General features: G+C 63.7%; 22 protein-coding genes, 1 tRNA gene and 1 pseudogene. 6 read left to right on the top strand and 18 right to left on the bottom strand.

Going from position 1 to position 24,803, the window contains the following annotated elements; genetic code table 11:
* The first annotated feature begins 2 nt into the window (after nt 1-2).
* Together IVA78_RS14780 and IVA78_RS14775 are read left to right on the top strand one after the other, a co-directional pair.
* Entirely contained in the window at nt 3-1,271 is a 1,269-nt protein-coding gene (locus tag IVA78_RS14780) for a serine hydrolase domain-containing protein (protein WP_247278297.1), read from the top strand.
* Between the two features lie 313 nt (nt 1,272-1,584).
* Nucleotides 1,585-2,649: a 2-dehydropantoate 2-reductase gene (locus tag IVA78_RS14775; RefSeq protein ID WP_247278296.1), complete on the top strand. Its 1,065-nt coding sequence runs from the start codon at nt 1,585-1,587 to the stop codon at nt 2,647-2,649.
* Between the two features lie 27 nt (nt 2,650-2,676).
* Here IVA78_RS14775 and IVA78_RS34395 read toward each other — a convergent pair whose 3' ends face one another.
* Nucleotides 2,677-2,808, bottom strand: a complete 132-nt coding sequence (locus IVA78_RS34395; protein ID WP_256464591.1) for a hypothetical protein — start codon at nt 2,806-2,808, stop codon at nt 2,677-2,679.
* A gap of 424 nt (nt 2,809-3,232) precedes the next feature.
* On the opposite strand from IVA78_RS34395, the gene IVA78_RS14770 reads away from it, so the two are divergent.
* Both IVA78_RS14770 and IVA78_RS14765 read left to right on the top strand, forming a co-directional pair.
* Nucleotides 3,233-4,051 carry a YkgJ family cysteine cluster protein gene (locus IVA78_RS14770; RefSeq protein WP_247278295.1) on the top strand — a complete coding sequence of 273 codons (819 nt, stop codon included), beginning with the start codon at nt 3,233-3,235 and terminating at the stop codon, nt 4,049-4,051.
* A 104-nt stretch (nt 4,052-4,155) separates the two neighbouring features.
* A complete protein-coding gene (locus tag IVA78_RS14765) occupies nt 4,156-5,670 on the top strand; it encodes an ATP-binding protein (RefSeq protein ID WP_247278294.1) in 1,515 nt (504 codons plus the stop codon).
* Nucleotides 5,671-5,677: 7 nt separating this feature from the next.
* Here the strand turns inward: IVA78_RS14765 and IVA78_RS14760 are convergent, their stop codons facing one another.
* From IVA78_RS14760 to IVA78_RS14720, 9 genes are all read right to left on the bottom strand, one after another.
* Nucleotides 5,678-6,760, bottom strand: coding sequence for a HoxN/HupN/NixA family nickel/cobalt transporter (locus IVA78_RS14760; RefSeq protein ID WP_247466115.1), 1,083 nt, complete (start codon nt 6,758-6,760; stop codon nt 5,678-5,680).
* A gap of 235 nt (nt 6,761-6,995) precedes the next feature.
* Nucleotides 6,996-7,736 carry an ABC transporter ATP-binding protein gene (locus IVA78_RS14755; RefSeq protein ID WP_247278292.1) on the bottom strand — a complete coding sequence of 247 codons (741 nt, stop codon included), beginning with the start codon at nt 7,734-7,736 and terminating at the stop codon, nt 6,996-6,998.
* Entirely contained in the window at nt 7,733-8,581 is an 849-nt protein-coding gene (locus tag IVA78_RS14750; protein WP_247278291.1) for an ABC transporter ATP-binding protein, read from the bottom strand. The genes IVA78_RS14755 and IVA78_RS14750 overlap by 4 nt, the downstream gene beginning before the upstream one ends.
* Entirely contained in the window at nt 8,581-10,404 is a 1,824-nt protein-coding gene (locus IVA78_RS14745; protein ID WP_247466113.1) for an ABC transporter permease, read from the bottom strand. Before IVA78_RS14745 ends, IVA78_RS14750 begins: the two co-directional genes overlap by 1 nt.
* A 54-nt stretch (nt 10,405-10,458) precedes the next feature.
* Nucleotides 10,459-11,616, bottom strand: a complete 1,158-nt coding sequence (locus IVA78_RS14740; RefSeq protein ID WP_247278289.1) for an ABC transporter substrate-binding protein — start codon at nt 11,614-11,616, stop codon at nt 10,459-10,461.
* A 61-nt stretch (nt 11,617-11,677) separates the two neighbouring features.
* Nucleotides 11,678-12,262: an alkylhydroperoxidase domain protein gene (locus tag IVA78_RS14735; protein ID WP_247466111.1), complete on the bottom strand. Its 585-nt coding sequence runs from the start codon at nt 12,260-12,262 to the stop codon at nt 11,678-11,680.
* A gap of 11 nt (nt 12,263-12,273) precedes the next feature.
* Nucleotides 12,274-12,891 carry a CMD domain protein gene (locus IVA78_RS14730; RefSeq protein WP_247466495.1) on the bottom strand — a complete coding sequence of 206 codons (618 nt, stop codon included), beginning with the start codon at nt 12,889-12,891 and terminating at the stop codon, nt 12,274-12,276.
* Between the two features lie 36 nt (nt 12,892-12,927).
* Complete coding sequence (locus IVA78_RS14725; protein WP_247466109.1) at nt 12,928-13,962, bottom strand: putative FMN-dependent luciferase-like monooxygenase; 1,035 nt, start codon at nt 13,960-13,962, stop codon at nt 12,928-12,930.
* 128 nt (nt 13,963-14,090) lie between these two features.
* Entirely contained in the window at nt 14,091-14,885 is a 795-nt protein-coding gene (locus IVA78_RS14720) for a MetQ/NlpA family ABC transporter substrate-binding protein (RefSeq protein WP_247466493.1), read from the bottom strand.
* A gap of 235 nt (nt 14,886-15,120) precedes the next feature.
* Between IVA78_RS14720 and IVA78_RS14715 the strand changes: the two genes are divergently transcribed.
* Together IVA78_RS14715 and IVA78_RS14710 are read left to right on the top strand one after the other, a co-directional pair.
* Entirely contained in the window at nt 15,121-15,636 is a 516-nt protein-coding gene (locus IVA78_RS14715; protein WP_247421036.1) for a ferritin-like domain-containing protein, read from the top strand.
* Nucleotides 15,637-15,789: 153 nt separating this feature from the next.
* A complete protein-coding gene (locus IVA78_RS14710; protein WP_247278284.1) occupies nt 15,790-17,577 on the top strand; it encodes a peptide ABC transporter substrate-binding protein in 1,788 nt (595 codons plus the stop codon).
* Between the two features lie 236 nt (nt 17,578-17,813).
* On the opposite strand, the gene IVA78_RS14705 is transcribed toward IVA78_RS14710, so the two are convergent.
* From IVA78_RS14705 to IVA78_RS14670, 8 genes and pseudogenes are all read right to left on the bottom strand, one after another.
* Complete coding sequence (locus tag IVA78_RS14705; RefSeq protein ID WP_247466106.1) at nt 17,814-18,671, bottom strand: SDR family oxidoreductase; 858 nt, start codon at nt 18,669-18,671, stop codon at nt 17,814-17,816.
* Between the two features lie 623 nt (nt 18,672-19,294).
* Nucleotides 19,295-19,582 (bottom strand): DUF2934 domain-containing protein, encoded by a 288-nt coding sequence (locus tag IVA78_RS34575; protein WP_247278283.1) that lies wholly within the window; start codon nt 19,580-19,582, stop codon nt 19,295-19,297.
* A 314-nt stretch (nt 19,583-19,896) separates the two neighbouring features.
* On the bottom strand, nt 19,897-20,058 hold the full coding sequence (locus IVA78_RS14695; protein WP_247278282.1) for a DUF2934 domain-containing protein: 162 nt from the start codon (nt 20,056-20,058) through the stop codon (nt 19,897-19,899).
* Between the two features lie 545 nt (nt 20,059-20,603).
* Nucleotides 20,604-20,815: pseudogene (locus tag IVA78_RS14690) on the bottom strand (porin); the annotation flags it as partial.
* A gap of 197 nt (nt 20,816-21,012) precedes the next feature.
* Entirely contained in the window at nt 21,013-21,360 is a 348-nt protein-coding gene (locus tag IVA78_RS14685) for a MarR family transcriptional regulator (protein ID WP_247421046.1), read from the bottom strand.
* Between the two features lie 231 nt (nt 21,361-21,591).
* Nucleotides 21,592-23,130 carry a porin gene (locus IVA78_RS14680; RefSeq protein ID WP_247466103.1) on the bottom strand — a complete coding sequence of 513 codons (1,539 nt, stop codon included), beginning with the start codon at nt 23,128-23,130 and terminating at the stop codon, nt 21,592-21,594.
* Between the two features lie 948 nt (nt 23,131-24,078).
* A tRNA-Met gene (locus tag IVA78_RS14675) sits at nt 24,079-24,155 on the bottom strand.
* 254 nt (nt 24,156-24,409) lie between these two features.
* Nucleotides 24,410-24,766, bottom strand: coding sequence for a hypothetical protein (locus IVA78_RS14670; protein WP_247466100.1), 357 nt, complete (start codon nt 24,764-24,766; stop codon nt 24,410-24,412).
* Between the last annotated feature and the right edge of the window lie 37 nt (nt 24,767-24,803).

Genomic DNA, 24,803 nt, shown 5'->3' with positions numbered 1-24,803 from the left:
CAATGAACAAGACGATCACCATGATCGCGGCGGCGGCTACCGCCATCGCGTTCGGTACGGCCAATGCCGCGCCGCTACCCGAAGCCAATCCCGACGATGTCGGCTTCTCCAAACAGGGCCTTGCACGCCTCGACAGTTTCTTCGCGCGCGAGATCGCCGCCAAGCGCGTACCCGGCGCGGTCGTCGCGGTGGCGCGGGACGGCAAGCTCGTGCACTACAAAGCTTATGGCATGCTTGATCCAGACAAGAGCACGCCGATGCCTGTCGACGCGATCTTCGCGCTGGCCTCGATGACCAAGCCGATGGCAGCGGTCGCGGGCCTGACGCTGATGGAAAAAGGCCAGTTGCCGCTTCAGGCCAAGCTGTCCGACTACTATCCGGCCTTTGCCGACATGAAGGTCGGCGTGCATCAGGCAGACGGATCGCTCAAGCTCGAGCCGCAGGCCTCGCCGATCTTCATCCATGATCTCTACCGGCATACGTCCGGGCTGATGTATGGCGGCCGCCCCGACAGCTCCAGTCCGGTGGCGCGGCAATATCCCGATGGCATAGCGCCTGCGATCGAAGGCGACACCCAGGCCTTCATCGATCGCATCACAAAACTGCCGCTGGCGCATCAGCCCTCGACTGAGTTCGAATACGGTTTTTCGATCGATGTGCTTGGTGCTGTGGTCGAGAAGGTGAGCGAGCAGAAGCTCGGCGACTATCTCGCTGCCAACGTCTGGCAGCCGCTCGCAATGAAGGACGCGACCTTCCACCCGACGGACGCACAGCGCGCTCGCCTCGCCCGCCCGTTCGCCAATGATCCGCTGACCGGCAAGCCCCAGGCGATCAAGCTATTGGACACGCCGACTAAATTCGACTGTGGCGGTGCCTGCGCGTTCGCAACGATCGGTGACTATGCCCGTTTCGGGCAGATGCTGCTCAATGGTGGCGAGCTCGACGGCCAGCGCATTCTCTCCCCCAAGACCATGCATCACATGACGGCCAACCATCTCGGTCCCGAGATCAAGAACAACGTGGCGAACATCGAGCCGCATCGCGGCGGCTTCGGCTTTGGCCTTTCGGTTGCGGTCCGCACCAGCGAAGGCCTGTCGTCGGTCCCCGGCAATCCCGGCGAGTTCACCTGGAATGGCGCCTTCGGGACGCAGTTCTTCTGCGATCCCAAGGAGCGTCTCGTCGTCGTCGTGGGAACGGCGGCGCCGGGCGAACTCAGGAAATATTATCGCGAACAGGTCCAGGACATCGTTTACGGCGCGATGGTGAAGTGAGATCGGCGCGCCGAAATCTAAATGGCGGCCGAACGGGCCGCCCTTTAGCATCTAACGTCAGCACGGGACGCCGTACTTCTTGCGCTCATCGCGACACATGATCGACCCTCTCGGTCGAGCCGGGATATGGGGCGATAGAAGGTGCCCGCCCGGGCGAGCGCCTCCGGATTCGCTTTCGCGCCATCCGGTCTATCGGTGCCTTCTTGTATGCATTATCCCAGTTGCCATCCCCACGCACTTCGCTTTACATGCCCGCAATTCGCCCTCCGGACGGCGGAGGGGACAAAACTGCACGATTGCCAAGGGACGAAATATGGCGCGTAACATCCTGATTCTCGGAGCTTCTTACGGCTCCCTGCTGGGCACGAAGCTCTTGATGGCTGGGCATAACGTGACCCTGGTGTGTCGCGCCAAGACCGCGGAGCTGATCAATCGGGACGGTACCGAGGTGCGCATCAAGTTGCGCGACGAGGCGGTGCACCGGGCGATCTTCTCGCGTGACTTGCCCGGCAAGCTCGACGCGGTGACGCCGGCCAATGTCGACCTCTCCCGCTACGACCTGGTCGGCCTCGCGATGCAGGAGCCGCAATACACCAACCACACGGTGCGCGTTCTCATGGTCAAGATCGCCGCGGCGAAGCTGCCGTGCCTGTCGATCATGAACATGCCGCCGCTGCCCTATCTGAAGCGGATTCCGGCGCTCGCAGACATGGATCTCGAGGAGGCCTACACCAATGCGCAGGTGTGGGAGCGCTTCGAGCCGGGGCTGGTGACGCTGTGCTCGCCCGACCCGCAGGCGTTCCGTCCGCCGGAAGAGGCGGCGAACGTGCTCCATGTCGGCCTGCCCACGAATTTCAAGGCATCGGTATTCGCAGACGAGAAGCACAACAAGCTGCTGCGCGAGCTCGAAGGCGACATCGACGCGGTGACCCTCGAGGGCCACGACGTGCCGGTGAAGCTGAAGGTGTTCGACTCGTTGTTCGTGCCGCTGGCGAAATGGTCGATGCTGCTGACTGGCAATTACCGCTGCATCACGCCGAATGAGCCGCAGTCGATCCGCGACGCAGTGCATGGCGATCTCGCGCGGGCGCAGACGATCTACGATCATGTCGATGCCATCGCCCGCCGCCTCGGCGCCGACCCGCAGGACCAGGTGCCGTTCGCGAAATATGCCAAGGCCGCCGAAAGCCTGCTCAAGCCATCGTCGGCCGCCCGCGCGGTCGCGAGCGGCGCGCCGTTCATCGAGCGCGTCGACTTGCTGGTGAAGCTGATCTCGCATCAGCTCGGTGTGCCCAATGCCGAGATCGACCGCACGGTCGACACCGTGGACCAGAAGCTCAACGAGAAGATCGTGCAGGGCGGATCCGGCGCGCAGTAGGAGCGCCGCTTCCAGCGACACCGGCCCTCACGCGCTGCGAGCGAATCGAATCCAGATCAGGCCGGTCACCGCGACCAGCGTGATCGCGCCGGTGCGCGTGACCAGGTCGGGATGCCCAAGACGACGGGCGCCACGGCCGAGCGTTGCACCAAACGTCACCCACGCCGCGCCCGCCGTGGAATCTGAACCAGCATCACTACAGGTTCGGCGTACGGCACTGTTCCGGTGTGGCGCAAACTCAACGACAGTCGTCGCATCTCGATTGTCACGCGATCCGGTCGCCTTCACATCGCGCCGACGCGCAGGCCGCTGACATCACGACTGCGTGAGACGACAGCATGCCGCCCGTCATATCCCGGCACTTCGCGAGCAAAGCGAGCCGATTCGACGCGAATGAGCTCTCCTTTACGTGCTGGCCCGTCATTCGCGCAGACGTTGCATGCACGCGGGACAGGCTCGGCTTATTGCCCAGCCGACAGAGAGATGAGCAACATATCTTTTTAGGTCAAGTGTTGACCTGTTTGCCGGTCTGTTGTCCGGCGCAATCGCAAGCGCGGCTGAGAGAACCAGAACAAGAACAACAATGGATCAGGCGATGCTGAGCGTCGTCCGCGCGGTCGAGGCAGGCGCGACGACGATGAAGGGCGTGATCGACGCAACCGGACTGTCCCGTCTCAAGATCGAGCGGGCGTTGACCGCACTGGAGAAGCAGAAGCTGCTGGTGCGCGACGGCCAGGGCTTTCGCGCGACCGGCCTACCGAGGGCGGCGCGCCCTGCCCGGCAATGCGGATCGTGCAACGCCTGCTGCGATATCCTCGAAGTCGCCGGCGTCGACAAGCCGGTGAACCAGCTCTGCAAACATTGGCAGGCCGGCACCGGATGCACCATCTACGATCGCCGCCCGCAAATGTGCCGGTCGTTCGTCTGTGCCTGGCTGCAGGGCCATCTCGACGACGACTGGTTTCCGGCGAAGTCGGGCATCGTGGTGCATTTCAGCCAGGACGCCGTCAACGTCACGGTGGACGACGATTGTCCCGACCGCTGGCGCGAGGAGCCGTATTTCAGCAAGCTTGCCGAATGGTCGCTGAACGGCGTCAGGCGGATCGGAAACCGCGGCTATGCGACCCTCGTCGTGTCCGGCACCGAGCGGTTCCTGCTGCTCGGACGCACCATTGTTCCGGATCCGACGCTGTTCGGCACCGCGTTCCTTCCGCTCACCGCCGACACCTTCCGATTCTGGCGGGCGACGTCGCCCGAGCATTTGCAGCGGCTGCATGAGCGCATCGCCGAGATCGACCGGATCAGGCAGGAATTCGGCTCCTGCGCCATTCCCGAGAACGAGGACGACGATCCGCATCCGCCCTATCGGCCCGCACTTTTACGGTTGTCGCATCACGCCTGAACTCCGCCGTGGGCAACGCGGCCTGATTCGCGCGGTTGCGCTCGACGCGCCCCGGCGGGGTTGATAAGCCCCTGTCCGCGAATGAGGGGACTTGAGTCGGGGACATGACGGTTGCGATCGAGATGGGGCAGACCACGGCAGGCGCCGCGGCGGCCATGGACCTCGAGGAGCTGCTGGCGACCCGCCTCCTGGTTCAAGGCAATTCGGGCTCCGGCAAATCACATCTGTTGCGGCGGCTCTTGGAACAGAGCGCGCCCTGGGTGCAGCAGGCCATTATCGATCCCGAGGGCGACTTCGTCACGCTGGCCGATCGCTTCGGCCATCTGGTGATCGAGGCCGAAGATCACACCGAGCGCGGCCTTCAGGTCGCCGGCGAGCGCGCGCGGTTGCATCGTGTCTCCACCGTGCTCAATCTCGAGGGGCTCGATGCCGAGAACCAGATGCGGCGCGCCGCGGCGTTCCTCGGCGGGCTGTTCGACGTCAATCGTGACCATTGGTACCCGATGCTGGTGGTTGTCGACGAGGCACAGCTGTTTGCGCCGGCGGTTGCGGGCGAGGTCTCGGACGAAGCGCGCAAACTGTCGCTCGGCGCGATGACCAATCTGATGTGCCGCGGCCGCAAGCGCGGGCTCGCCGGCATCATCGCGACCCAGCGGCTGGCGAAGCTTGCCAAGAACGTCGCGGCGGAAGCCTCCAACTTCCTGATGGGCCGGACCTTCCTCGACATCGACATGGCGCGCGCCGCCGACCTGCTCGGCATGGAGCGGCGGCAGGCCGAAGCTTTTCGCGATCTCGAGCGTGGCCAGTTCATGGCGCTGGGACCTGCGCTATCGCGCCGTCCCCTGCGTTTGAACATCGGCCCGACCGCTACCTGCCCGCGCAATTCCACGCCGCGGCTGATGCCGCTGCCGGAAGCGATGCTGGAAGACGCGCGCGCCGTGATCCTGGCCGCGCCGCCGCCCGACGCCAGCCGGCCGCAGCGCCGGCCGGCGCCGGATCTGCTCGAGCAGCTCCGCGCCGCGAAAGCGGCAGCTACGCCGGAATCGCGCACGGAGCCGATCGAGCTGCCGGTCAGCGCTGAAGAGCTCGCTGAACGGCGCGAGCGCGTGGATCGTACCCTTCGTGCCGTGCTCGCCGGGCCCGATGCCGGCTTCCGCGCCATCGGCGTGCTCTATCAGGAATTCGTGGTCCGCTGCCGCATCGAGGGGCTCGGCGCGGCGGTGCCTGATCTCAACGAATTCCGCCGCATGCTGACGCACGCGCGCGCCGGGCTCGGCACCGATTTGGCTGAGGACGACGCCTGGCAGGACGTGTCGCTGCGCGCCTCGATCCTGCCCGACGACATGCAGGGCGTGTTCATGATGATCGCGAGGGCGGCGAAGGAAGGCTGGCCGTGTCCCGGCGATGCCGCGATCGCGCGCGCCTATGGCTCGCATTCACTGCGCCGCGCGCAGCGCCTGCTCAGCTATATGGAGGAACAAGGCCTGATCGTCTGCCAGCTCGACGGCGCCGGACGCCGGATCGTGACGCTGGTGGAGCTCGCCTGGGCGACGGCGCCGGGCAATCCCAACGGCGATGATTTGCCGGCGGCGCCGGCGCAAACCGCGGCCGCGCTCTAAGCCCGGATTAGCGTCTCATCACCGACGCTGCCTCGGCCGCATCGAAGCCGCGCGCCGCATTGCGCCCGTCCTCCGCGAACATGCGGCGATAGAGCAAAGCGGAGACGAGCCAGGCGACCGCGAACAGCGCGATCACGACGAAGCCGACATTCGCCAGCGACTCGTTGAGACCATCGACCACCGCCCACACGCGGCCGGACAAGCCGAGACGATCGCTGATCAGGCCAAGCGCTTCGATGCCGCCGATCAACAGTGCGATCGCGACCGAAGCCCCCGTGATCGTGAGATTGTACCAGAGCTTGCGCAAGGGATCGACGAAGGCCCAGCGATAGGCACTCACCATCAGCGTGGAGTCGGCAGTGTCGACCAACGCCATGCCGGCGGCGAACAGCGCCGGGAAGACCAGGACATCGGCGAGCGAGGTACCACGCGCGGCTTCGCTGGCGGAAATGCTGAGCAGGCCGATCTCGGTCGCGGTATCGAAGCCGAGGCCGAACAGAAAGCCGAGCGGATACATGTGCCAGGGTTTCGTCACCAGGCGGAACATCGGGCCAAGCAGCCGCGCCAGGATGCCGCGATTGGCGGGCAGCGCATCGAGGCCCGCGGCGTCGTGAACGCCCTGCTCGCGCGCCATGCGAAACGTCCGCCACAAGCCTGCGAAGATCGCGAGATTGATGGCCGCGATCACGAGCAGGAACAGCGCCGAGATCGACGTGCCGATCAGGCCGCCGATTTCCTTGAGCAGGCTGTCGCCGCCAAGGCTCACCACGCCGAGCGCGAGCAGCATGGTCGCGACCACCACGACGGTGGAATGGCCCAGCGCGAAATAGAGGCCGACGCTACGCGGCGCGCCGCCCGCCTGCATCAGCTTGCGCACGACGTTATCAATGGCGGCGATGTGGTCGGCATCGACGGCGTGGCGGAGCCCGAAGACCCAGGCCAGCAGCGCGGTCGCCATCACCGTTGGTCGGTCGCCGAACAGCGCGAAGGCCCAGGTCCACGCGGCGATGTTGGCGGCGATGAGCCCGCCGAACAGCAGCGCAGCTCCGGGCTCGACCGCCCGCAAAGACCATTTCGTCACGACAACCATTCCGTCCGTTGCACGCCCCGTCGCGCCACCGGTATGATATTTTCACAAGATGATCACACTGACCAGTGCAATCCCCGAGGGGCGACACGGTTCTGGAGCAGTGCTTGCAGCCATCCTCCGAGACGCCCGCTCGCGCGGCCCTCAGGATGAGGTCCTTGTTTTGCGACCAAGCCCTGGGTCCTCATGGTGAGGAGCCCGCCACATCGGCCGTCTCGAACCATGAGATCGGCTCGCTCTACGCCGCCTCGGAACCGCCCAGATAGGCGTCGCGGATGCGAGCATCGTCTTTCAGTGTCCGCGCTGGGCCGGAGAGCACGATCTTGCCGGTCTGGAGAACGTAGGCTTCATGTGCGATCTCGAGCGCAAGGCTGGCATTCTGTTCGACCATGAACACTGAGACGCCGTCCTGGTTGATGGTACGGATCAGCTCGAGCACGCGATCGACATAGAGCGGCGACAGACCCATGGTCGGCTCGTCCATCACGATCATGCGGGGACGGCTCATCAGCGCCCGCGCCATCGCCACCATCTGCTGCTCGCCGCCGGAGAGCGAGCCGGCGCGCTGCGACAGCCGCTGGCCGAGCTTCGGGAACAGCGTGAGCATCCTGTCGAGATCCTGGGCCACGACATCGCGGTCGTTGCGCACGAAGGCGCCCATCAGGATGTTCTCGCGCACGCTCATGTCCGCGAACAGCCGCCGCGCCTCCGGCACCGAGGCGATGCCGCGACGGACGATCTGCGGCGTGGTCAGCCCGATGAGCGAGGCACCGTCGAACGTCACATCACCGGAGCGCGGCTTCACCAAGCCCAGAATGATCTTCATTGTCGTGGACTTGCCGCTGGCATTGCCGCCGAGCAGGCAGACGATGTGACCGCGCGGGACCGATATCGAGAGGTCGAAATGCACCTGGGCCTGGCCGTAGAAGGTGTTGACATCGGACAATGCCAGCAACGGCTCCATCGAGGAGTTCGTCATGCCGCGCTCTCCTGCTCCGCCTTTCCGGAGAGACCATGGCCGAGATAGGCCTCGATCACCTTGGGATCGCTCCGCACCTGCTCGCCCGGACCTTCCGCGATCTTCTTGCCCTCGTCCATGACAATGACGCGGTCCGACAGGCGCATCACCATTTCCAGCTTGTGCTCGATCAAGAGGATGGTCAGCCCCTCCGCCTTGAGCTCGGCGACGAGGGCCTGCATCTCCGCAGTTTCAGTTGGGTTCATGCCGGCGGTCGGCTCGTCCAGCAGCAGCAGCCGCGGCTTCAGCGCCAGCGCACGCGCGATCTCGATGCGGCGGCGGTTGGCGTAAGAGAGGCTATAGGCCGGCTGTTCGATCCGCGGCAGCAGCCGTTCGCCGAAGCGAGCGAGAATGGTCTTCACCTCTTCGCGCAGCCGCTCCTCCTCCGCTTTGACGCTGGCGGGCCGCAGCAGCGCAAGGCCCAGCTCCAGCAGCGGGCCGATCGCCGGCACGGCCGGCTTCACCGCCCGCAGCCGCGTATGCGCGCCGATCAGGACGTTGTCCATCACGCTGAGATTGCCGAAGACGCGACCGAGCTGGAACGTGCGCGCGATGCCGTGGCCTGCGAGCCGCTCCGGCGACAGACCGGTGATGTCCTGCCCTGCGAAGCTGACAGTACCGGCGTCGGGCCGATCGAGACCGGTCACGAGATTGAACAGCGTCGTCTTGCCGGCGCCGTTCGGGCCGATGATGCTGATCAGCTCGCCTCTGGCGAGATCGAGATCGATGGCATCGACTGCGGTGAGACCTCCGAAGCGACGCGTCAGCCCGCGCAGGGACAACATGGGCAGATGCTGCTCCGCCATCAGATCGTCCCCAGCAGGCCCTGCGGCCTGAACCGCACGAGCAGCAGCAGCACGATGCCGTAGATCAGGATTCGATACTCCGCCGCGATCCGGAAGACCTCGGGCAGGCCGACCAGCGCCACCGATCCGAGAATTGCGCCGACGACATTGCCGAGGCCGCCGAGGATCACGACGGTCAGCGCCAGAATGGATTGCTGCGTGTTGAAGGTCTCGTGGTTGATGTAGGAATAGAGATGCGCGGCGATGCCGCCGCTGACACCGGCAGCGAAGCCGCCAAAGATGAAGGCGAGCGATTTGTAGCGGTTGAGGCTGAGGCCATAGGCGCGCGCGGCGATGTCGTCGTCGCGGATGGCACGAAAACTGCGGCCGAGATGCGAGGTCAGCAGACGACCCTGCAGCAGCGCCAGCACGACCATCACCGCAAGGCTGAACCAATAGACCGACGATGGGCTGATCAGGTCGTAGCCGAACAGCGATAGCGGCGGAATGCCGGAGATGCCGATCGGGCCGCGCGTGACGCTCTCCCAGTTCAGGATCACCAGCGACACGATCTCGCCGATGGCGAGCGTTGCGATCGACACGTAGTGCCCGCGCAGGCGGAACGACGGCGAGATCAGGAGCGTACCGAGCGCAGCGCTCATCAGGCCACCCCCGATGATGGCGAGGCCGACCGGCACAGAGAAGGTCAGCGACAGCAGCGCGGCGGTGTAGGCGCCGATCGCCAGCAGCGCGGCATGGCCGAGCGAGACCTGACCCACCGTCCCCGCAACCAGCGTCAGGCTGAGCGCGAGCATGCCGAGCAGCCATGCATTGATCAGCGTCTGGAGCACGTAGAACGACACCGGCAACAGCGGCAGGATCGCGAACCCACCGACTGCAAGCACCGAGGCCCAGCGCGGAATGCGCACAGGACGGCTGGGCGCGATGAAGGTGCCGGTGAGCGGCTCCGGCGGCGCCTGCCGCGCACTCGCGAACAGCCCGTTGGGCCGCAGCACGAGCACGACGACCAACAACAGGAACGCGAACAGATTGCGATAGCTGGTACCGAACACGGCGACGCCGTAGCTCTCGACCAATCCCAGCAGCAGGCTACCGACCACCGCGCCTGGCACGTTGCCGGCGCCGCCGACGACTTCCGCGACCACGCCCTTGAGCGTGGCCTGAAGGCTCATCGCGGTGTCGATCTGATTGTAGTACATGCCGACCAACATGCCGGAGACCCCGCCGAGCGCCGCTGCAATGCCGAATACGGCCTGATTGACGCGGTTGACGTCGACGCCCATCTGCTTGGCGGCGTCACGGTCCTGCGCGGTGGCGCGCACTGCCCAGCCGAGCTTGGTGTAGCGCAGGAAGACGAACAGCAGCAGCGCGCTGGTGATGCCAACGCCGGCGATGAGTAAGTCCAGCGGCCCGATCGTGCCGTTGCCGACCTGGAAGCGGACGTCCGGCAGCTGGCTCGGGAGCGCGCGCGGGTTGGGCGAGAAGGTCAGCATCACCAGCTGGTCGAGCACGAAGCTGATGCCGATCGTCGCCAACAGCGGCGCGATAGGCACCGAGTTCTGCAGCGGACGGAGGCCGAACCGCTCGATGATCAACCCGACGATCGCGGCAGCGACCGCGACCACGATGATGGTAAGCGGCAGCGGAGTATGCAGCTGCACCACCGCGACCCAGCCGATATAGGCGCCGACGAGATAGATCGAGCCTTGCGCAAAGTTGATCAGCCGGCTGACGCCGAAGATCAGCGCGAGCCCGACCGCAACGAGGGCGTAGACATTGCCGACGATCAGCCCGTTGATCGTGTAGTCGAGCCAGGAAGCCACGCAGCATTTCCAATCAGAGGAAGGGGGCCGGAGCGATCGCTCCGGCCATCATTATCAGGTTGGCTTGCCGTCCCAGAGTGCGAACTTGCCGTTGCGCACGACGAGCTCGGCATTCATGGCGCCCTTGACGCGGCGGCTCTCGACGTCGAACGTCGCCGAGCCGAAGATGACGCTGGAGACGTCTCTCACCTTGGCGAAAGCGTCGCGGATGGCGCGGCGATCGGTGCCGCCGATCCTGAGGACGGCAGCGGCCATGTTCATCGCGTCATAGGAATAGGCGTTGAAGGCGTCGGGCTCCTGCCCGTTGTACTTGGCCTTGAAGCCCGCGATGAATTTCTTCACCTCGGGCCGCGGGTCTTCTGGGAAATAGCGTGTGCCGAGGTGGACGTCCTCGACCGCCTCGCCGCCGAGCTCCAGGAATTTCGGAGAGTAGACCGAGCTCGCCGCGCAGATGGTCTGCTTCAGGCCGACCTGGCGCGCCTGGCGCGCGATCAGCGCGCCGTCGGAATAATAGGAGATCAGGATCAGCCCGTCGGGATTGGCGTCGCGCACGCGCACCAGGGTGGAGCGAAAATCGCGCTCCTCCGCGATATAGCCTTCGGTGACCGCGATTTCGGCGCCGTATTCCTTGGCCGCCTTGACGAAATGATCGCGGCTGGTGCGGCCCCAATCGGTGTTGAGGTGCAGCACCGCCAGCTTCTTCAAGCCGAGCCGCTTCACGGCATAGGATGCCAGCAGCGGCTGCTCGTCGGCCTGACTTACGGACGTGCTCCACATGAAGTCACCGCCCTTGGTGAAATCGGGATGCGAGTTGGTGAAGCCGAACTGCACCAGGCCGCCGCGCTGATAGATCGGCGAGGCCGCCATCGAGGCCGGGCTCGAGAAATCGCCGAGCTCCATGACGATGCGGGGATCGGAGACGAACTTCTGCGCGATCGCCACCGACTGGCGCGGATCGCTCTGGCTATCCTCGAACTGGTAGGCGAGCTTACGGCCGTTGATGCCGCCGGCGGCGTGGATCTCGTCGAGCGCGAGATCAAAGCCCTGCCTCCACTGCGCGCCGTATTGGGCGTTAGGCCCAGTCAGGGGACCGCTGACGCCGAGCAGGATCGGCTCGGACGACTGGGCGAATGCGCTGCGCGAGATGGCGGCTCCCGCCATCATGACGGCAAGCGAGCCCTTGACCAGGGACCGACGATCGATGTTGCTCATGCACGGCTCCATCCATTCAGGTGTTACGAATAAGCGGCAATTTATGTGCCAGTGACACTGCTTATTTAGTGGGCTCGCCGAGCGACAGCATCAGCCGGTTCGCCCAGTTGAAGAACGACGCGCCGTTGATGACATCGACGATCTCGGCATCGTCGAGACCGGCGCGGCGCAGCTCCTCAACGTTGTCAGGGCCGAACGCGATCGGCGTTGCGCTCAGCGCCACCGACGCCTTGACCACGGCATTCCAGCGCTCGCCGAGGTCGGCCTTAACCCCTTCGTCAAGCAGGCGCTGCACGTCATCGCGGCGCTTGGAATAGGTGCTGGCAAACCGCGCATGCACGGAGGCGCAATAGATGCAGCCGTTGTAGCGCGACGTCGCGGCCGCCGCGAGCTCGCGCTCGGCGCGCGGCAGGCCGTCGGCGACGTTGTAGAAAATGTCTTTGTCGGTCTTGGTGCGGGCTTCGAGCACCTCAGGGTCGCGCACCAGCAGGCGAAAATATTCGGACTTGGCGCGGGCGCGATCGACGAGGCCAGCGAAATGCCGGTCGGTCAGCTCGCCCTCGGGCAGCGGATCGATCCACGACACCCAGCCGAGCTCCTCCTGGGTGAAGACGACGGGCGGATTGACGTTGTTTGCAGCGCTCATATGCAGTCTCCTTACGCTCCGGCCGCGGTAGGCCCGAGCGAAGCGCCGAGCACGCGCAGGCCGGTGACGACGCGCACTTGGAACGACAGGAACGCAACAAGCTGAGAGAAGGTGACGATGCCGGTGTTCGACCAGCCGGCGACGAGCAGCGCCTTCATGTCGGCGGAGGCGGCATCGCGCGGACGGAACACCAACAGATGCGCATGCTCGAGCGCCGCAACGAGCCGGGCGCCAAGGACGGGCTTGCTTTCCGCGCTCACGCGGTAGATCAAGCCGGCCGTGTTCTCGACTGATAATGGTCCTGCTGGATACGCGCCATACGGGCCTGAGGTCTTGCCGCGTTCGACCTCGGCCTTGATCGCTTCGAGCAAAGGCGCGCCATCCGCATTCGCCGCAAGCTTCTCGCGATAGAAGGCTGCGACGGGGGACTCGCCATGAAGTCCGGTCACGAAGGCCGCGACCGCGGCACGCTCGGGAAGCGAGAACGCGCTCGCATCGATCGGCTCGAACAGGGCGAGATAGCTCTTCTGCGCGTTCTCGCGGGCCTGAAGGCGGCGTGCGCGGATGGCATCCAGAGCCGATCCCGGTTCGATGCCGGCGAGTGTGTCGATGATATCTTGCGTTCCCATCATTCAGCCTTGCGAGGTAATTCCCGTTGATTCCGATCAGCCCGCCAAGGCCACAGCGGGCGCTGCTCGGGTCCAGCCCAGTGCCGGCGCGACTTTTTCCGCGACCAGCTCGATCGAGCGCAGGATATAGGGATGCGGCGCATCGACCGAATGCGCCTGGAACACCAGATCGGTCACTCGTTCCAGCGTGGCATCGCTGCGCAGCGAGGCGATGACGTCGTCGGCTGCGCCGACATGAGTGTCGAACGCGGTGATCATCTCCTCCAGAGTTTCGCCCGGCCTGGCGTGGCCGCCCTTGAGAAATTGCGGCAGCGCGCGCCGCAGCCCGATATCAGCAAGGCGCATCGCCTCAGCCCGGTCGTCGGCGACGAAGACGCTGCGCGAGGCCATGATGCGCGGCTCGCATCCTGGCGGCAGCGCTTCGAGATAGGCATCAATGATCGGATTCTGGATCTCGGCCAGCGTGGCCTTCGGCGCCTCCTTGGTCCGCGGCTGGGTGCGCGACAGCAATAGGCCATCGCCCGCCTTGCCTGCCCGGGCGCCGCCCGCGACCGAGAATGTGGCCTGCCAGATGCGCTTGTCCAATTCCGGCCGTTGCGGATAGAGCGTGTCCCCGCCATCAAGAGGTTTGCCGACCAACGCCGCGCGGACGACCTCCAGATTGCGGGCAAAGATCTCGTTGCGCTGCGCACTGTCGAGACCGAAGGCGGCGAAGGCCGATGGGTTGCCGCCGGTGCCGACGCCCAGCTCGAAACGGCCATTGCAGAGGAGATCTAGCACCGCGGCATCCTCCGCCACCCGCACCGCATTCTCCAGCGGCAGCGTCACGATGCCGGTGCCGAGACGGATGCGCGAGGTCTGCGCGGCGACGTAGCCGAGGAAGGCGAAGGGCGACGGCAGGCCACCTTCGCGCTCGTGAAAATGATGCTGGGCAATCCAGGCGGAATCGAGCCCCGCCTTTTCCGCGCGCACGATCTGCTCGGCCGCATGGCGATATCGCTCGGCCGGCGGAGCCTCATCGAGCAGCCGCGTGAAAAATCCCAGTCGTTTCAGGTTTGCAAAGCGTTTCATACGACCCCTGTCGGGCGAGGATGGCCACGAGCCGATGATGTCGGTTGCCGCAGCTCCAGACAAGCGGGCATTGCGCAGGGCTGCCCGCCGGGATCACCGCTGCGTGGGATTATTGCTGAGCAGGTTGCCTACCAACTCGGCAGCACCGCGCCCTTGAACTTGGTCAGGACGAACTCCTTGACCTCCGGCGTGTGGTAGCTGTCGACGAGGGTCTTGACCCAGGGCTTGTCCTTGTCCGCGCTGCGGACGGCGATCAGGTTGACATAGGGCCCCTTCGGGTCCTCGCGCAGGATCGGATCCTTGACGGGATCGAGGCCCGCCTGAGTTGCATAATTGGTGTTGATCGCGGCAGCGTCGACGTCGTCGAGTGCGCGCGGCGCCTGCGCTGCATCGACCTCGATGAATTTCAGCTTCTTGGGATTGTCGGTGATATCGAGCACGGTCGGCTTGAAGCCGGTGCCCTCTTTCAGCTTGATGACGCCCTTGTCGCGCAGCAGCAGCAGCACGCGACCACCATTGGTTGGATCGTTCGGAATCGAGATCTTGCCGCTGTCGGGAATATCGGAGAAGGCCTTGTGCTTCTTCGAGTACACGCCGATCGGGAAGTTCACGGTGAGCGCGACGGCCTCGATCTTGTAGCCGCGGTCGGCCTTCTGGTTGTCGAGGTAAGGCTGGTTCTGGAATGAATTGGCCTGGATCTCGCCGGCATCGAGCGCCGCGTTCGGCACGACATAGTCGGAGAACTCGATCAATTGGATGTCGAGGCCCTGCTTGGCGGCGATCGGCTTTACCGCTTCCAAGATCTGCGCGTGCGGTCCCGGCGTCACGCCGATCTTGATGGTCTCGGCGGCAGCCGCCGCCGACCAGGCGGCGAGCACGGTCGAGAGAATCAGGGGCAGGCGAAACGACATCTTGGTCTCCATGGTCTTGCGGCAACGATTGGAACCGTATTCGCTTCTCCGCCGCGCGAAATCAATGAAATTGAAATCCTTTTTGGCCGGCTGATGCGGAGAAGGTTTCTCCTTTCGATCCGATGTGGGGAACGAATGCGCCCGCGCTCTTTCGCCGCTCATCCCGACTCTCGTCTTGGTGAGCCAGGCGGGAACAGCCGGCCCGCTGCGGCGTTCCCCTGCCATCATTGTTAAAGAGGAGTCTTTTATGGGTTTCTTCACCAAGGACATCAAATCGATGGAGGACCTGCTGATCCATGGTCTCCAGGATATCTATTATGCCGAGCAGCAGATCCTGAAATCGCTGCCGACGATGATCGAGAAGGCCACCAACAGGGACCTCGTCGCCGGCCTGAAGGCCCATCTGGAAGAGACGCGCAAGCAGGTCGAGCGGCTCGACAAGGTCTTCGCGAAGCTCGGCAAGGAGCCGAGCGGAACCCACTGCCCGGGGATCGACGGTCTCATCAAGGAGGCCGACGAGACCGCCGGGGAGATCGAGGACAAGGCCGTGCTGGACGCCGCCATCGTCGCGAACGCGCAAGCTGTCGAGCACTACGAGATGTGCCGCTACGGCACGTTGATCGCATGGGCCGAAGAGCTCGGCCACGACGAGATCGTGCGCTTCCTCACCACCAATCTGAACGAGGAAAAGGCCGCGAACACCAAGCTCAACACGGTGGCGCTGCGCAAGGGCGTCAATGCCAAGGCCTCCAACGCCGCTTGACGACGCGTTGGCGGCTCCGCCTCGGAGCCGCCAAGGTCGCGTTGCTCGGACCAAACCACTGCGACATCTTCGACTCCCGCACGCTCACCTCCTGAGCTAGACTGCGTCACTTCTGGTGACGACTTTTTTCTTGGGAAGAGTGGGGAGCATCCGATGAACGAGAATGAAATCCGCAATCTGATCGCGGAGGTGAAGCAAGGCACGCTGTCGCGACGCTCGTTCATCCAAAGGGTAGCCGCGATCGGAATCACAGCGCCGATCGCGAGCCAGATCCTGGTCTGGCACGATGTGGCGATGGCGGATGCCACGCTGCCGTACAAGCCAACGAAGGCGGGCGGCGGCGGCCCGCTCAAGCTCCTGCTCTGGCAGGCTCCCACTTTGCTCAATCCGCATTTCGCGAGCGGCACCAAGGACCAGATCGCCTCACGCGTCTTCTTTGAGCCGCTCGCCGGCTGGGACAAGGACGGCAATCTCATCCCCTGCCTTGCCGCCGAGGTTCCGACCAAGGCGAACGGCGGCCTCGCGGCGGATGGCATGAGCGTGATTTGGAAGCTCAAGCAGGGCGTCAAATGGCATGACGGCAAGCCCTTCACCGCCGACGACGTCGTCTTCACCTGGCAGTACGCCGCGGATCTCGCAACCGCCGCCTACACCACGGGCTCCTACAAGGACATCAAGGTCGAGAAGATCGACGACCATGCGGTCAAGGTGACCTTCAAGGCGCCGACGCCGTTCTGGGCCGACCCGTTCGTCGGCTCGGTCGGTCAGATCCTGCCAAAGCATCATTTCGGCGACTATGCCGGCGCCAAGTCGCGCGAAGCGCCCGGCAATCTGAAGCCGGTCGGCACCGGCCCCTACAAATTCGTGGAGTTCAAGCCGGGCGACATGATCCGCGCCGAACGCAATCCCGACTATCACGTCAAGAACCAGCCGCATTTCGACACGCTTGAGGTCAAGGGCGGCGGCGACGCGGTGTCCGCGGCACGCGCGGTGCTGCAGACCGGCGAATACGACTATGCCTGGAACATGCAGGTGGAGGAGGAGGTGCTCAAGCGCATGGAGGCGAGCGGCAAAGGCAAGGTCGACGTCACCGTGTCGGGCAATGTCGAGTTCATCATCCTCAACACGACCGACCCGTGGACCGAGGTCGATGGCGAGCGCTCCAGCGTCAAGACCAAGCACCCGACGCTGTCCGATCCGGCCGTGCGCCGCGCGATCAACTTGCTGATTGACCGCGAGTCGATCCAGAAATTCATCTACGGCCGCGGCGGCATCGCGACCGCGAGCTTCGTCAACCAGCCTCCGCAGTTCAAGTCCAGCAAGCTCAAATACGAGTTCGATGTCGACAAGGCGAACAAGATCTTGGACGAGGCCGGCTGGAAGAAGGGCGCGGACGGCATCCGCGAGAAGGACGGCAAGAAGCTCAAATACGTCTTCCAGACCTCGACCAACGCCCCGCGCCAGAAGACCCAGGCCATCATCAAGCAGGCCTGCCAGAAGGCCGGCATCGAGATCGAGCTCAAATCGGTCACCGCATCGGTGTTCTTTTCCTCCGACGTCGGCAACCCCGACACCTACTCGAAATTCTATGCCGACATGGAGATGTACAACACGACGCAGCCGCAGCCCGATCCGGAGCGGTTCTTGAACCAGTGCGTCTCCTGGGAGATCGCCAGCAAGGACAACAAATGGCTCGGCCGCAACAACTCGCGCTACTCCGATCCCGAGGCCGACAAGGCCTATAAGGCCGCGCAGAACGAGCTCGATCCGGTCAAGCGCGCCGCACTGCTGATCAAGGTCGACGAGATCTTCTGTGAAGCCAACGTGTTCCTGCCGCTGCTCTCGCGCAACATCGTCAACGCCGGCGTCAACAACCTCATGGTCGACATCTCGGGGTGGGACACCATAACGTGGAATCTGGGGGCGTGGTATCGCAGCTAACGGGAGCGCGGGTGAGCGCGAAAGCAACATCGTCGCCGCTCACTCGCGTGTCCCGGACAAGCTGCAACGCTTTGAGCGTTGTAGCGCAGAGCCGGGACCCAGAAGGCGGACAATACGATGCGGCAAGATGGGCCCCGGCTCTGCAGCGCATCGCTGAAATGGGGCTGCGTCCGGGGCACGAGAGGAGAGCAGCCATGCTCTCTCAACCTCGTCATTGCGATCATTGACGTCGCCGGTCAGATAAACGGCTTGCCGCCCGTGACGGCCAGGGTCGCCCCTGATGTGTAGCTCGAGAGCGGATCGGCGAGCATGACGTAGGCGGTGGCGAGCTCGGCCGGCTGGCCGGCGCGCTGCATCGGAACCTGCTTGCCGAAGTTCTTGACCCTATCCTCCGGCATCGTCGAGGGAATGAGCGGCGTCCAGATCGGACCCGGGGCGACGGCGTTGACCCGAATGCCCTTCTCCGCCAGCATCTGGGCAAGTCCGCCGGTGAAATTCTGGATGGCTCCCTTGGTGGTGGCATAGGCGAGCAGGTTGGGGTTCGGCATGTCGGAGTTCACCGAGGCCGTGTTCACGATCGCAGCGCCCGGGCGCATATGCGGGACAGCGGCCTTGGTCAGATAGAACATCGCGTGGATGTTGGTCTCGAAGGTCCGCTGCCATTCCTCGTCGCTGATGTCGGCGATGTCCTCGAACGTGGCCTGATGAGCGGCATTGTTGACGAGGATGTCCACGCCGCCGAGTTCCTCGACGGTCCGCCGAACGATCGTGCGACAATGCTCGGGATTGCGGATGTCACCAGGGATCAGAACGGCTTTGCGTCCCTCCCGCTCCACCAGCGCCTTGACCTCGGCGGCATCCTCGTCCTCGTTCAGATAGGAGATGACGATGTCGGCGCCTTCCCTCGCATAGGCGATCGCGACCGCGCGGCCGATGCCGCTGTCACCCCCGGTGATGATCGCCTTCTTTCCAGCCAGGCGCCCGGCGCCCCTGTAACTCTCCTCGCCGTGATCCGGTCTGGGATTCATCGCTCGGGTCGAACCGGGCATGGGTTGCTGCTGCGCAGGAAAAGGCGGCTTTGGATAATCGGTCATGCGACGGCTCCGGAAGTTTGCTCCGCTAACGGAGAGCGGTCTGAAGCGTTCCTCGCCGCTTGAGGTCTCGTCTCCCGGTTCGCCGACACGTGTTTCCGGTCTCGCGGCGCTTTTCGCCCGAGCTTTGCTTCGTCGCTCCACCCTCTCAAAGCCAACAAGAGGGCTCCGAATTTCGGTAAAACAAAGTATCTATATAGGAAGGGGTTTGACGGGGCGGCGGGTGTTTTGCTCGGATGGGCGGCAAAGAAGCAGCCCCACCAGCAATTCGGCTTCACGATCATCGTTGCCGCCTTGCATTGGATACGAGGCGTGATGGATTTTGTAAGGGCTCCACCCATCCGAACTGCCCCGAGCTCTCGCGCACCTTCGCCAAACCCGACATCGTCCTTCCACTGTGTGCTTCAAGTCACAGCAGAATCACCCGCGTCCGCCTACAAAGACCAGGCATGGCCGCAAACAAGGTAACGGCGGTACGCACGAGCTGGGAGGCGATCAACAGCTACGGACTTCTGAAGCCGCCAGGGTGAAGAACCCGGCGGCTTTTTTCTGTCGCAAGGAGACGCGCGGCCGGAGCCAAGCGCCCTGCTGCCAATGTCGGCATCCAGCGCCAGCAGCGATCGTCGCTATGACGGTCCCGAGCCCTTCCTCTGTTCGCGTTCTTCTTCGATCTGCCGCTCCGCTTCGAGCCAGAAGTCCAGTTCGCGGTTGGCCGGACGGCCGGCCTGCTCCCAGAGTTCGTAGGCGCGTGCCCGCACCTTGCCGCGCCGCATCATGCGGAGGAGCTTTTGCGTCAGCTCGTCGGCAAAGCTCCGGAATCGCCCGACAGTGGTTTCGTCTTTGGCGAGCGCCGCGGCTCGCGTTGCGAGCTCAATCTGGTGCTCTATCTTTTGCTGCTCGTCCACGGTGGCCACCACGCCCTGCGAACCGGTCTGCGGCGCAGCCCGTGCTGCTCAGAGCCTCAATTCATTTTTGAGAGCTCCGTTCCGCGCAGACTCAGACGCAGCAAAGACCAGCACTTCGAGCTGAGGAGACCTGTCGCTGTTTTAGTGCCACGTCGTGTCCGCTTCCACAATCACCACTCTTATCTCGGGATCTTCGGCCGTGTTGCAGGTGCACGGCATCCCCTCACCGCACCGGCAGCCGCCCAGCTTGTCACTCCAGGCCCGGAGCGGATGGTTTGTGCAAACCCATCCCAGACCGAAGCAGAATGGGCATTTCTTGCGGGTCACAGCGTATCCGGCGTCCGCGTGGTGTTCGACTTGTCCTCGTTGCGCAGCTCCTGCTCGGCCGCGTGCCAAAACTCGTCCTCACGGCCTTCGGGCTTGCCAGCTTGCTCCCACAGTCGGTGCGCGCGCTCTCTGATCTCCTGCTCGGTCGGCTCAGGCATGGGATCTCCTGCTGTGAAGCACGGCCCCATCCTTGGGGGTATGGGGGCTTGGAGGCGGGGCCGTGCAGACCAGCAATCGGCGGCGACGCTGGTCCGCGGATTCAAGCCGCGATCATGCGCAAGAGTTCCTTTCCTCGCGCGAGCTTCGCTGCGCCATGGGGCCGCTGCCGGAGATCGATGCGCTTTGAAGGTCATTGGTCGCGGCAGCGGGATCCGCCGCCCCATCCAAAACCGGAAAATCAGCAGTAATTCGAGAAACTTGCCTGAATTGCGATCAGCATTACGCGGGCGCGACCCAAATTCGAGTGCATCTTTCGGGAAGATGCCCAAAGCCTTGGCCGCGACGCATGCGAGGACAAGGACATCATTGCTCCCCTGAACCTCCGGAGTTTGCGCGTTGTTGCATCAGCCGGCTCAATGTCGGACGTCTCGAAGCCAGCAACACCTCCGGCGTCTGATTGCAGGTAGGCTCCGCGGCACGCAAACCAAAAAAAAAGCCCCGGCGGTTTCCCGCCGGGGCTCTCTGTCAGGTCGTTAGGCCGAACTTACCAGTTGCGCTGAGCGCGGAGCAGCAGGGTCAGCGAGTCCTGATCCTTCAGCTCGTACACAGCGGCCGGCTTCGCGATTGCACCAGCACCGCCGTAAGCAAACGTAGCCGCCATCCTCTGGCCCAAGTGGGTCCAGTTGAAATCAGCCGAGAACGTCAGGTTCTTGACCGGGTCCAGCGGGTGATCAAGCCGACCTGACCGATGGCGAAGTGTCGATATCGTTCCGAGCGGTCCGCAGAGCGCGGTCGGCCCGCGAGCCGTACTGCCCCCGCGGTAGGCATCGTAGGCGCGCCCGGTCCTCTGCTCTTCTAGTCTAGGTGGTTGCCCACATAGATGGTCCGCCTTCCAGAATATAGAAGCCAAATGGAAAGATAACCATGTGCCCTTCCCTCATTCGGAGCGGTCCCTACTCTTCAAGCTGCAGCCTCAACCGGCAGCGCAAAATGCAGTTGTCGAGGTCCTTGAGTAATTCGATGGTTCGCAACGTGCCGATCTCACCGAACGCTTGTTTGATGGAGGCGTCAAATGCGTTCCTCGTCTCCTTCAGGTCATCGAGCTGTTTCCGGGCCTTGGGCGTAAGTGAGAGATAGACCATCCGCTTGTCGGTGCGGGAGCTTCGCTTCTGTAGCAATCCTCGCGCGACCAAGGTTTTCGATTGGGCAGTGACAAACGTACCTTCGACGGCAAGCAACTCCGCCACCGTTTTGACGGACATCCCCGGTTTCTTGTCCACGTCGGAGATGATGACGAGCATGTTTAATTGCGGGACGCTCAGTTGGAGCTTGCCAGCCCACCTGGCCTGAATGTCACCAAGTGAAGCGCTGATAGACCTCACCAATCTGCTTATCTGTTCGGAAGCAGCGGGTGTTGGTGCCTCGCTCGTCAGTCCACGCGCCATCGGCCTCTTTGCAATGTCCCTATCAACGAAAGAACCCTCGGCAGTTTCCCGCCGAGGGCCTTTGGAGGTCAGGTCGTCAGACCGAACTTACCAGTTGCGCTGAGCGCGGAGGAGCAGCGTGAAGCTGTCCTGATCCTTCAGCTCGTAGAACGCCGTCGGCTTAGCGACGGTAGCAGCCGGTGTAACACCGACCACGCCAGCATACTTCTGATCCAGACGCGTCCAGTTGAAGTCGGCCGAGAACGTCAGGTTCTTCACCGGGGTCCAGCGAGTGATCACACCCACCTGCCCGATGTTGAAGTCAGGGTTACACGAGGTAACGCCTGGCACGGCCAAAGCGCCAGCGAAGCCGCCACCACCGCAAAGGAAGTCCTTGGCAAGCGATCCGAACGATGCATGCGCATAGGCACCATAGATAGCGGTGTTCCAGTACGGGTCCCAGTTATGGGTGTACGCACCACGGAAACCCCAGGTCTTCACAGATTCCTGATTGGAACCAGGGACGAACACCGTGTCAGGCGCATTGGCAAAGCCGATGCTCTGGTACGCAACGCCCGAACCGCCGAACATCGAGTACGAGCTGCCCGCCAGGTTCTGGAAGTTGTAGCGGGTTGCGCCGTCGGTGTAGACGCCCGAGATGTTGATCACGTCACCCGCACCGGTCGGGATGTTCTTGATCGACAGAGCGAGCTGAACCGCCCAACCCCATTTGTCGTCGGGGTGGCCAGTAGTCTCGGTCGCGCCGTAGTAGGCAACGTGGTTGTCATGGGCAGCCACCGATGCCTGGAAGAGACCCCAGGCCTGGTCAACGCGCACCATAGCGACGAGGTTCGGCGAACGCGAACCGCCGATGGCGTTTGAACCGTAGGAGCCACCAACGATGCCGGCCGCAGTCGCACCCGCAAGGTTCAGATTGCCGGCCTGGTAGTAGGCCGTCGCATCTTCCGCCGAGAACGATGCCGTGATGCCCTGGCCGAAATCAGCGGTATAGGTGAACTGGTTCACGCCAGTGACCGTGCCGCTGCCGCCGACGAGGCTGTCGATGTTGTTGCCGGGATAGTTGGTCCAAGGCGCGTCAAACTGCGACACGGCCTTACCCATCGTGAACCCAGCGAACTGGATGAAGGCATAGTACACGCCGAGCGAACCGCCCGAGGTGCCGCCGTCGCTGGGATTGATGGTGGTCGTACCAGCGGTCGTGGCGGTGTAACCAGTCGCGCCGGTGGCGGAGCCGGTGCCGACATAACCGCCCGTGGTCCAGGAGAACGTCGCATCGAAGAAGGTGCGGACGACGCCATATTCGGTGGCGGTGCGCGTGTCGATGTTGAGATCTTCACGAGCGCGCATCGTGTAGTAGTTGCTCAGGCGATTGTGTGCACCAGCGGGAGCGCCGTTCGAAATGCCGTAGACGCTGTTGGTGCCCAGCGCGACTTCAGCGCGCAGGTAACCACCCAGCTTGATGCAGGTGTCAGTGCCCGGGATGTAGTAGAATCCGGCACCGTACAGGGAGCAGATCTTCACGTATTCGACCGCTTTGGCCTTCACGGGGAGATCGGCTGCCTGTGCTCCGCCAACGGCGATCAGACCCGCCGCTGAACCGAGCAAAAGGCTCTTAACCAACTTCATGTTAAACCTCCAAGTTTGCTCTATAGGGAAGGTTCCGGATCCGCTGGGTGACGACACCCTAAGGTTGGTTCCCTTGTCCCTTAACTCACCGCTTAGTCGCTTCGCGCCTTCGGACACACCCGCTGAACGCGAGGGACTTAAGCGAACCACCTAAAACGGGACGACCTCGGGATGCCCCCCTCCGTCGCGGGTTGGATAAGAGCCTAAGAGGCTTGATCAATCAACGGAAGACGTCACCGTTTTGCCCTCAAGTGGAGCGTTTTCGCGCCGATGTTGCACAAATATCACGCGGCCGTGAGGCGATGGTATCTAAGCAACTTATTGATTTTGATTGCAAATTCCGGCTGTGACTGAGCACGTTTGCGCAGCAGCTCCAAGGGGCTGTTGTGACGCCATAACGGGTCGATTGAGGCGGTGCGTCGGCATCTGTGCACAGGCCCTCGCTTCAAACGACGTGGGTATTACGGAGATTCTCGTTCGTTGTTCATTGCATTGCGCCGCCCCGATTCTCGTTTGAACAGGCCGTCCGCTCGGGAACGGCCCCCCTTTGGGGGAACCACTGCGTCCCTCAGCTCGGTCGCACGATGAAGGTGCCGAACGGATCAGATGCTGCTCGCTCGGTTGCCTCAAGGCGGGTCGAAGAGGGCTACGCCGATGTTCGGCACAGTTTGCGCCAGGATGCGCTGGCGAGATCGCTGATATTGCTTAGATCGCTGGACCGCCACGCGCCGTCTGCCAACACCAAAGGATCAGCAAGCTCCCACGATCCCCATTGCCAGATGTAGTGCCTCGCAGCGACAAGCCGGGCGTGTGCGACCCGGATCTGAGCGCTAGTTTTGCGCTAGCTTGACATTGATGAGCGACCGTTCCGGATCTCTCAATGAGACATCCCTCGCGTCGAAATATCGATCGACCAAGTCTTGGGAAATCAATGGTTTACTTGGGATCTGGTAGCGGGGGAGGGACTCGAACCCCCGACCCCAGGATTATGATTCCCGTGCTCTAACCAGCTGAGCTACCCCGCCACAGGGATCGCGGCGGCGCATAAGGCCGATCTCGCGAACGCGCGGCATATAAGGAAGGGGGCGGCGGGAAGTCAATCCGCGTTAGCTAAAAGCTTCGGCGCGCCAAGGCGCTTGACGTGGAAAGCGGTCGATTTCGCCGCCGGAATTGCCCGGCTTAACGCACCAGACCCGCGGAAGTCCCCTCAACCGGAATCCCGCGCTTTCTGCGCGGATTCCAACCTCTCCCCGCAGGCGGGGGGAGGCGAAGAAACGGCCTATTTCGGCCTCACGTTCGGGTCGCCGCCAGGGCTGCCGGGGGGTGGGATCACCGGGGTGTTGCCGCCGGTGTCGGGCGCTGGGGCATGCATCTCAGGGTCGATGCCAGAGGGCGGGCAGAGCACGCCCTCGGATTTGGCCAGCTTGTCGCCGAGCGGTTCCCGGGACTGGCCCGTGGTCGTGCCGTCAGCCGGACGGTTCGGGCGGTCCTGCGGTGTACAATTGGCCGCATGTTGCGGGGATGGCGGCGCGGTCTGTTGTGGCGGCGTCGCCGGGGCGGGCGGGGCCTGCGCGATCGCGCTGCCAGAGGCGGCGATCAGCAGGCCCGCTAGGATCATGTTTGATGTCGTGCGCATGGGAAGGAAACGCGCGTCTCGCGCGCCCCGTTCCCTG

This window comes from Bradyrhizobium sp. 137 (assembly GCF_023074095.1).
Classification (GTDB): Bacteria; Pseudomonadota; Alphaproteobacteria; order Rhizobiales; family Xanthobacteraceae; genus Bradyrhizobium.
The sequence above is the reverse complement of the archived record's forward strand: the minus strand, read 5'-3'. Positions and strand labels throughout refer to the sequence as shown.

Coding starts and splice junctions, on each gene's coding strand:
- IVA78_RS14780 (WP_247278297.1), top strand. CDS start 3: ATGAACAAGACGATCACCATGATCGCGGCGGCGGCTACCGCCATCGCG.
- IVA78_RS14775 (WP_247278296.1), top strand. CDS start 1,585: ATGGCGCGTAACATCCTGATTCTCGGAGCTTCTTACGGCTCCCTGCTG.
- IVA78_RS14770 (WP_247278295.1), top strand. CDS start 3,233: ATGGATCAGGCGATGCTGAGCGTCGTCCGCGCGGTCGAGGCAGGCGCG.
- IVA78_RS14765 (WP_247278294.1), top strand. CDS start 4,156: ATGACGGTTGCGATCGAGATGGGGCAGACCACGGCAGGCGCCGCGGCG.
- IVA78_RS14760 (WP_247466115.1), bottom strand. CDS start 6,760: ATGGTTGTCGTGACGAAATGGTCTTTGCGGGCGGTCGAGCCCGGAGCT.
- IVA78_RS14755 (WP_247278292.1), bottom strand. CDS start 7,736: ATGACGAACTCCTCGATGGAGCCGTTGCTGGCATTGTCCGATGTCAAC.
- IVA78_RS14750 (WP_247278291.1), bottom strand. CDS start 8,581: ATGGCGGAGCAGCATCTGCCCATGTTGTCCCTGCGCGGGCTGACGCGT.
- IVA78_RS14740 (WP_247278289.1), bottom strand. CDS start 11,616: ATGAGCAACATCGATCGTCGGTCCCTGGTCAAGGGCTCGCTTGCCGTC.
- IVA78_RS14735 (WP_247466111.1), bottom strand. CDS start 12,262: ATGAGCGCTGCAAACAACGTCAATCCGCCCGTCGTCTTCACCCAGGAG.
- IVA78_RS14730 (WP_247466495.1), bottom strand. CDS start 12,891: ATGGGAACGCAAGATATCATCGACACACTCGCCGGCATCGAACCGGGA.
- IVA78_RS14725 (WP_247466109.1), bottom strand. CDS start 13,962: ATGAAACGCTTTGCAAACCTGAAACGACTGGGATTTTTCACGCGGCTG.
- IVA78_RS14720 (WP_247466493.1), bottom strand. CDS start 14,885: ATGGAGACCAAGATGTCGTTTCGCCTGCCCCTGATTCTCTCGACCGTG.
- IVA78_RS14715 (WP_247421036.1), top strand. CDS start 15,121: ATGGGTTTCTTCACCAAGGACATCAAATCGATGGAGGACCTGCTGATC.
- IVA78_RS14710 (WP_247278284.1), top strand. CDS start 15,790: ATGAACGAGAATGAAATCCGCAATCTGATCGCGGAGGTGAAGCAAGGC.
- IVA78_RS14705 (WP_247466106.1), bottom strand. CDS start 18,671: ATGACCGATTATCCAAAGCCGCCTTTTCCTGCGCAGCAGCAACCCATG.
- IVA78_RS14695 (WP_247278282.1), bottom strand. CDS start 20,058: ATGCCTGAGCCGACCGAGCAGGAGATCAGAGAGCGCGCGCACCGACTG.
- IVA78_RS14685 (WP_247421046.1), bottom strand. CDS start 21,360: ATGCTCGTCATCATCTCCGACGTGGACAAGAAACCGGGGATGTCCGTC.
- IVA78_RS14680 (WP_247466103.1), bottom strand. CDS start 23,130: ATGAAGTTGGTTAAGAGCCTTTTGCTCGGTTCAGCGGCGGGTCTGATC.
- IVA78_RS14670 (WP_247466100.1), bottom strand. CDS start 24,766: ATGCGCACGACATCAAACATGATCCTAGCGGGCCTGCTGATCGCCGCC.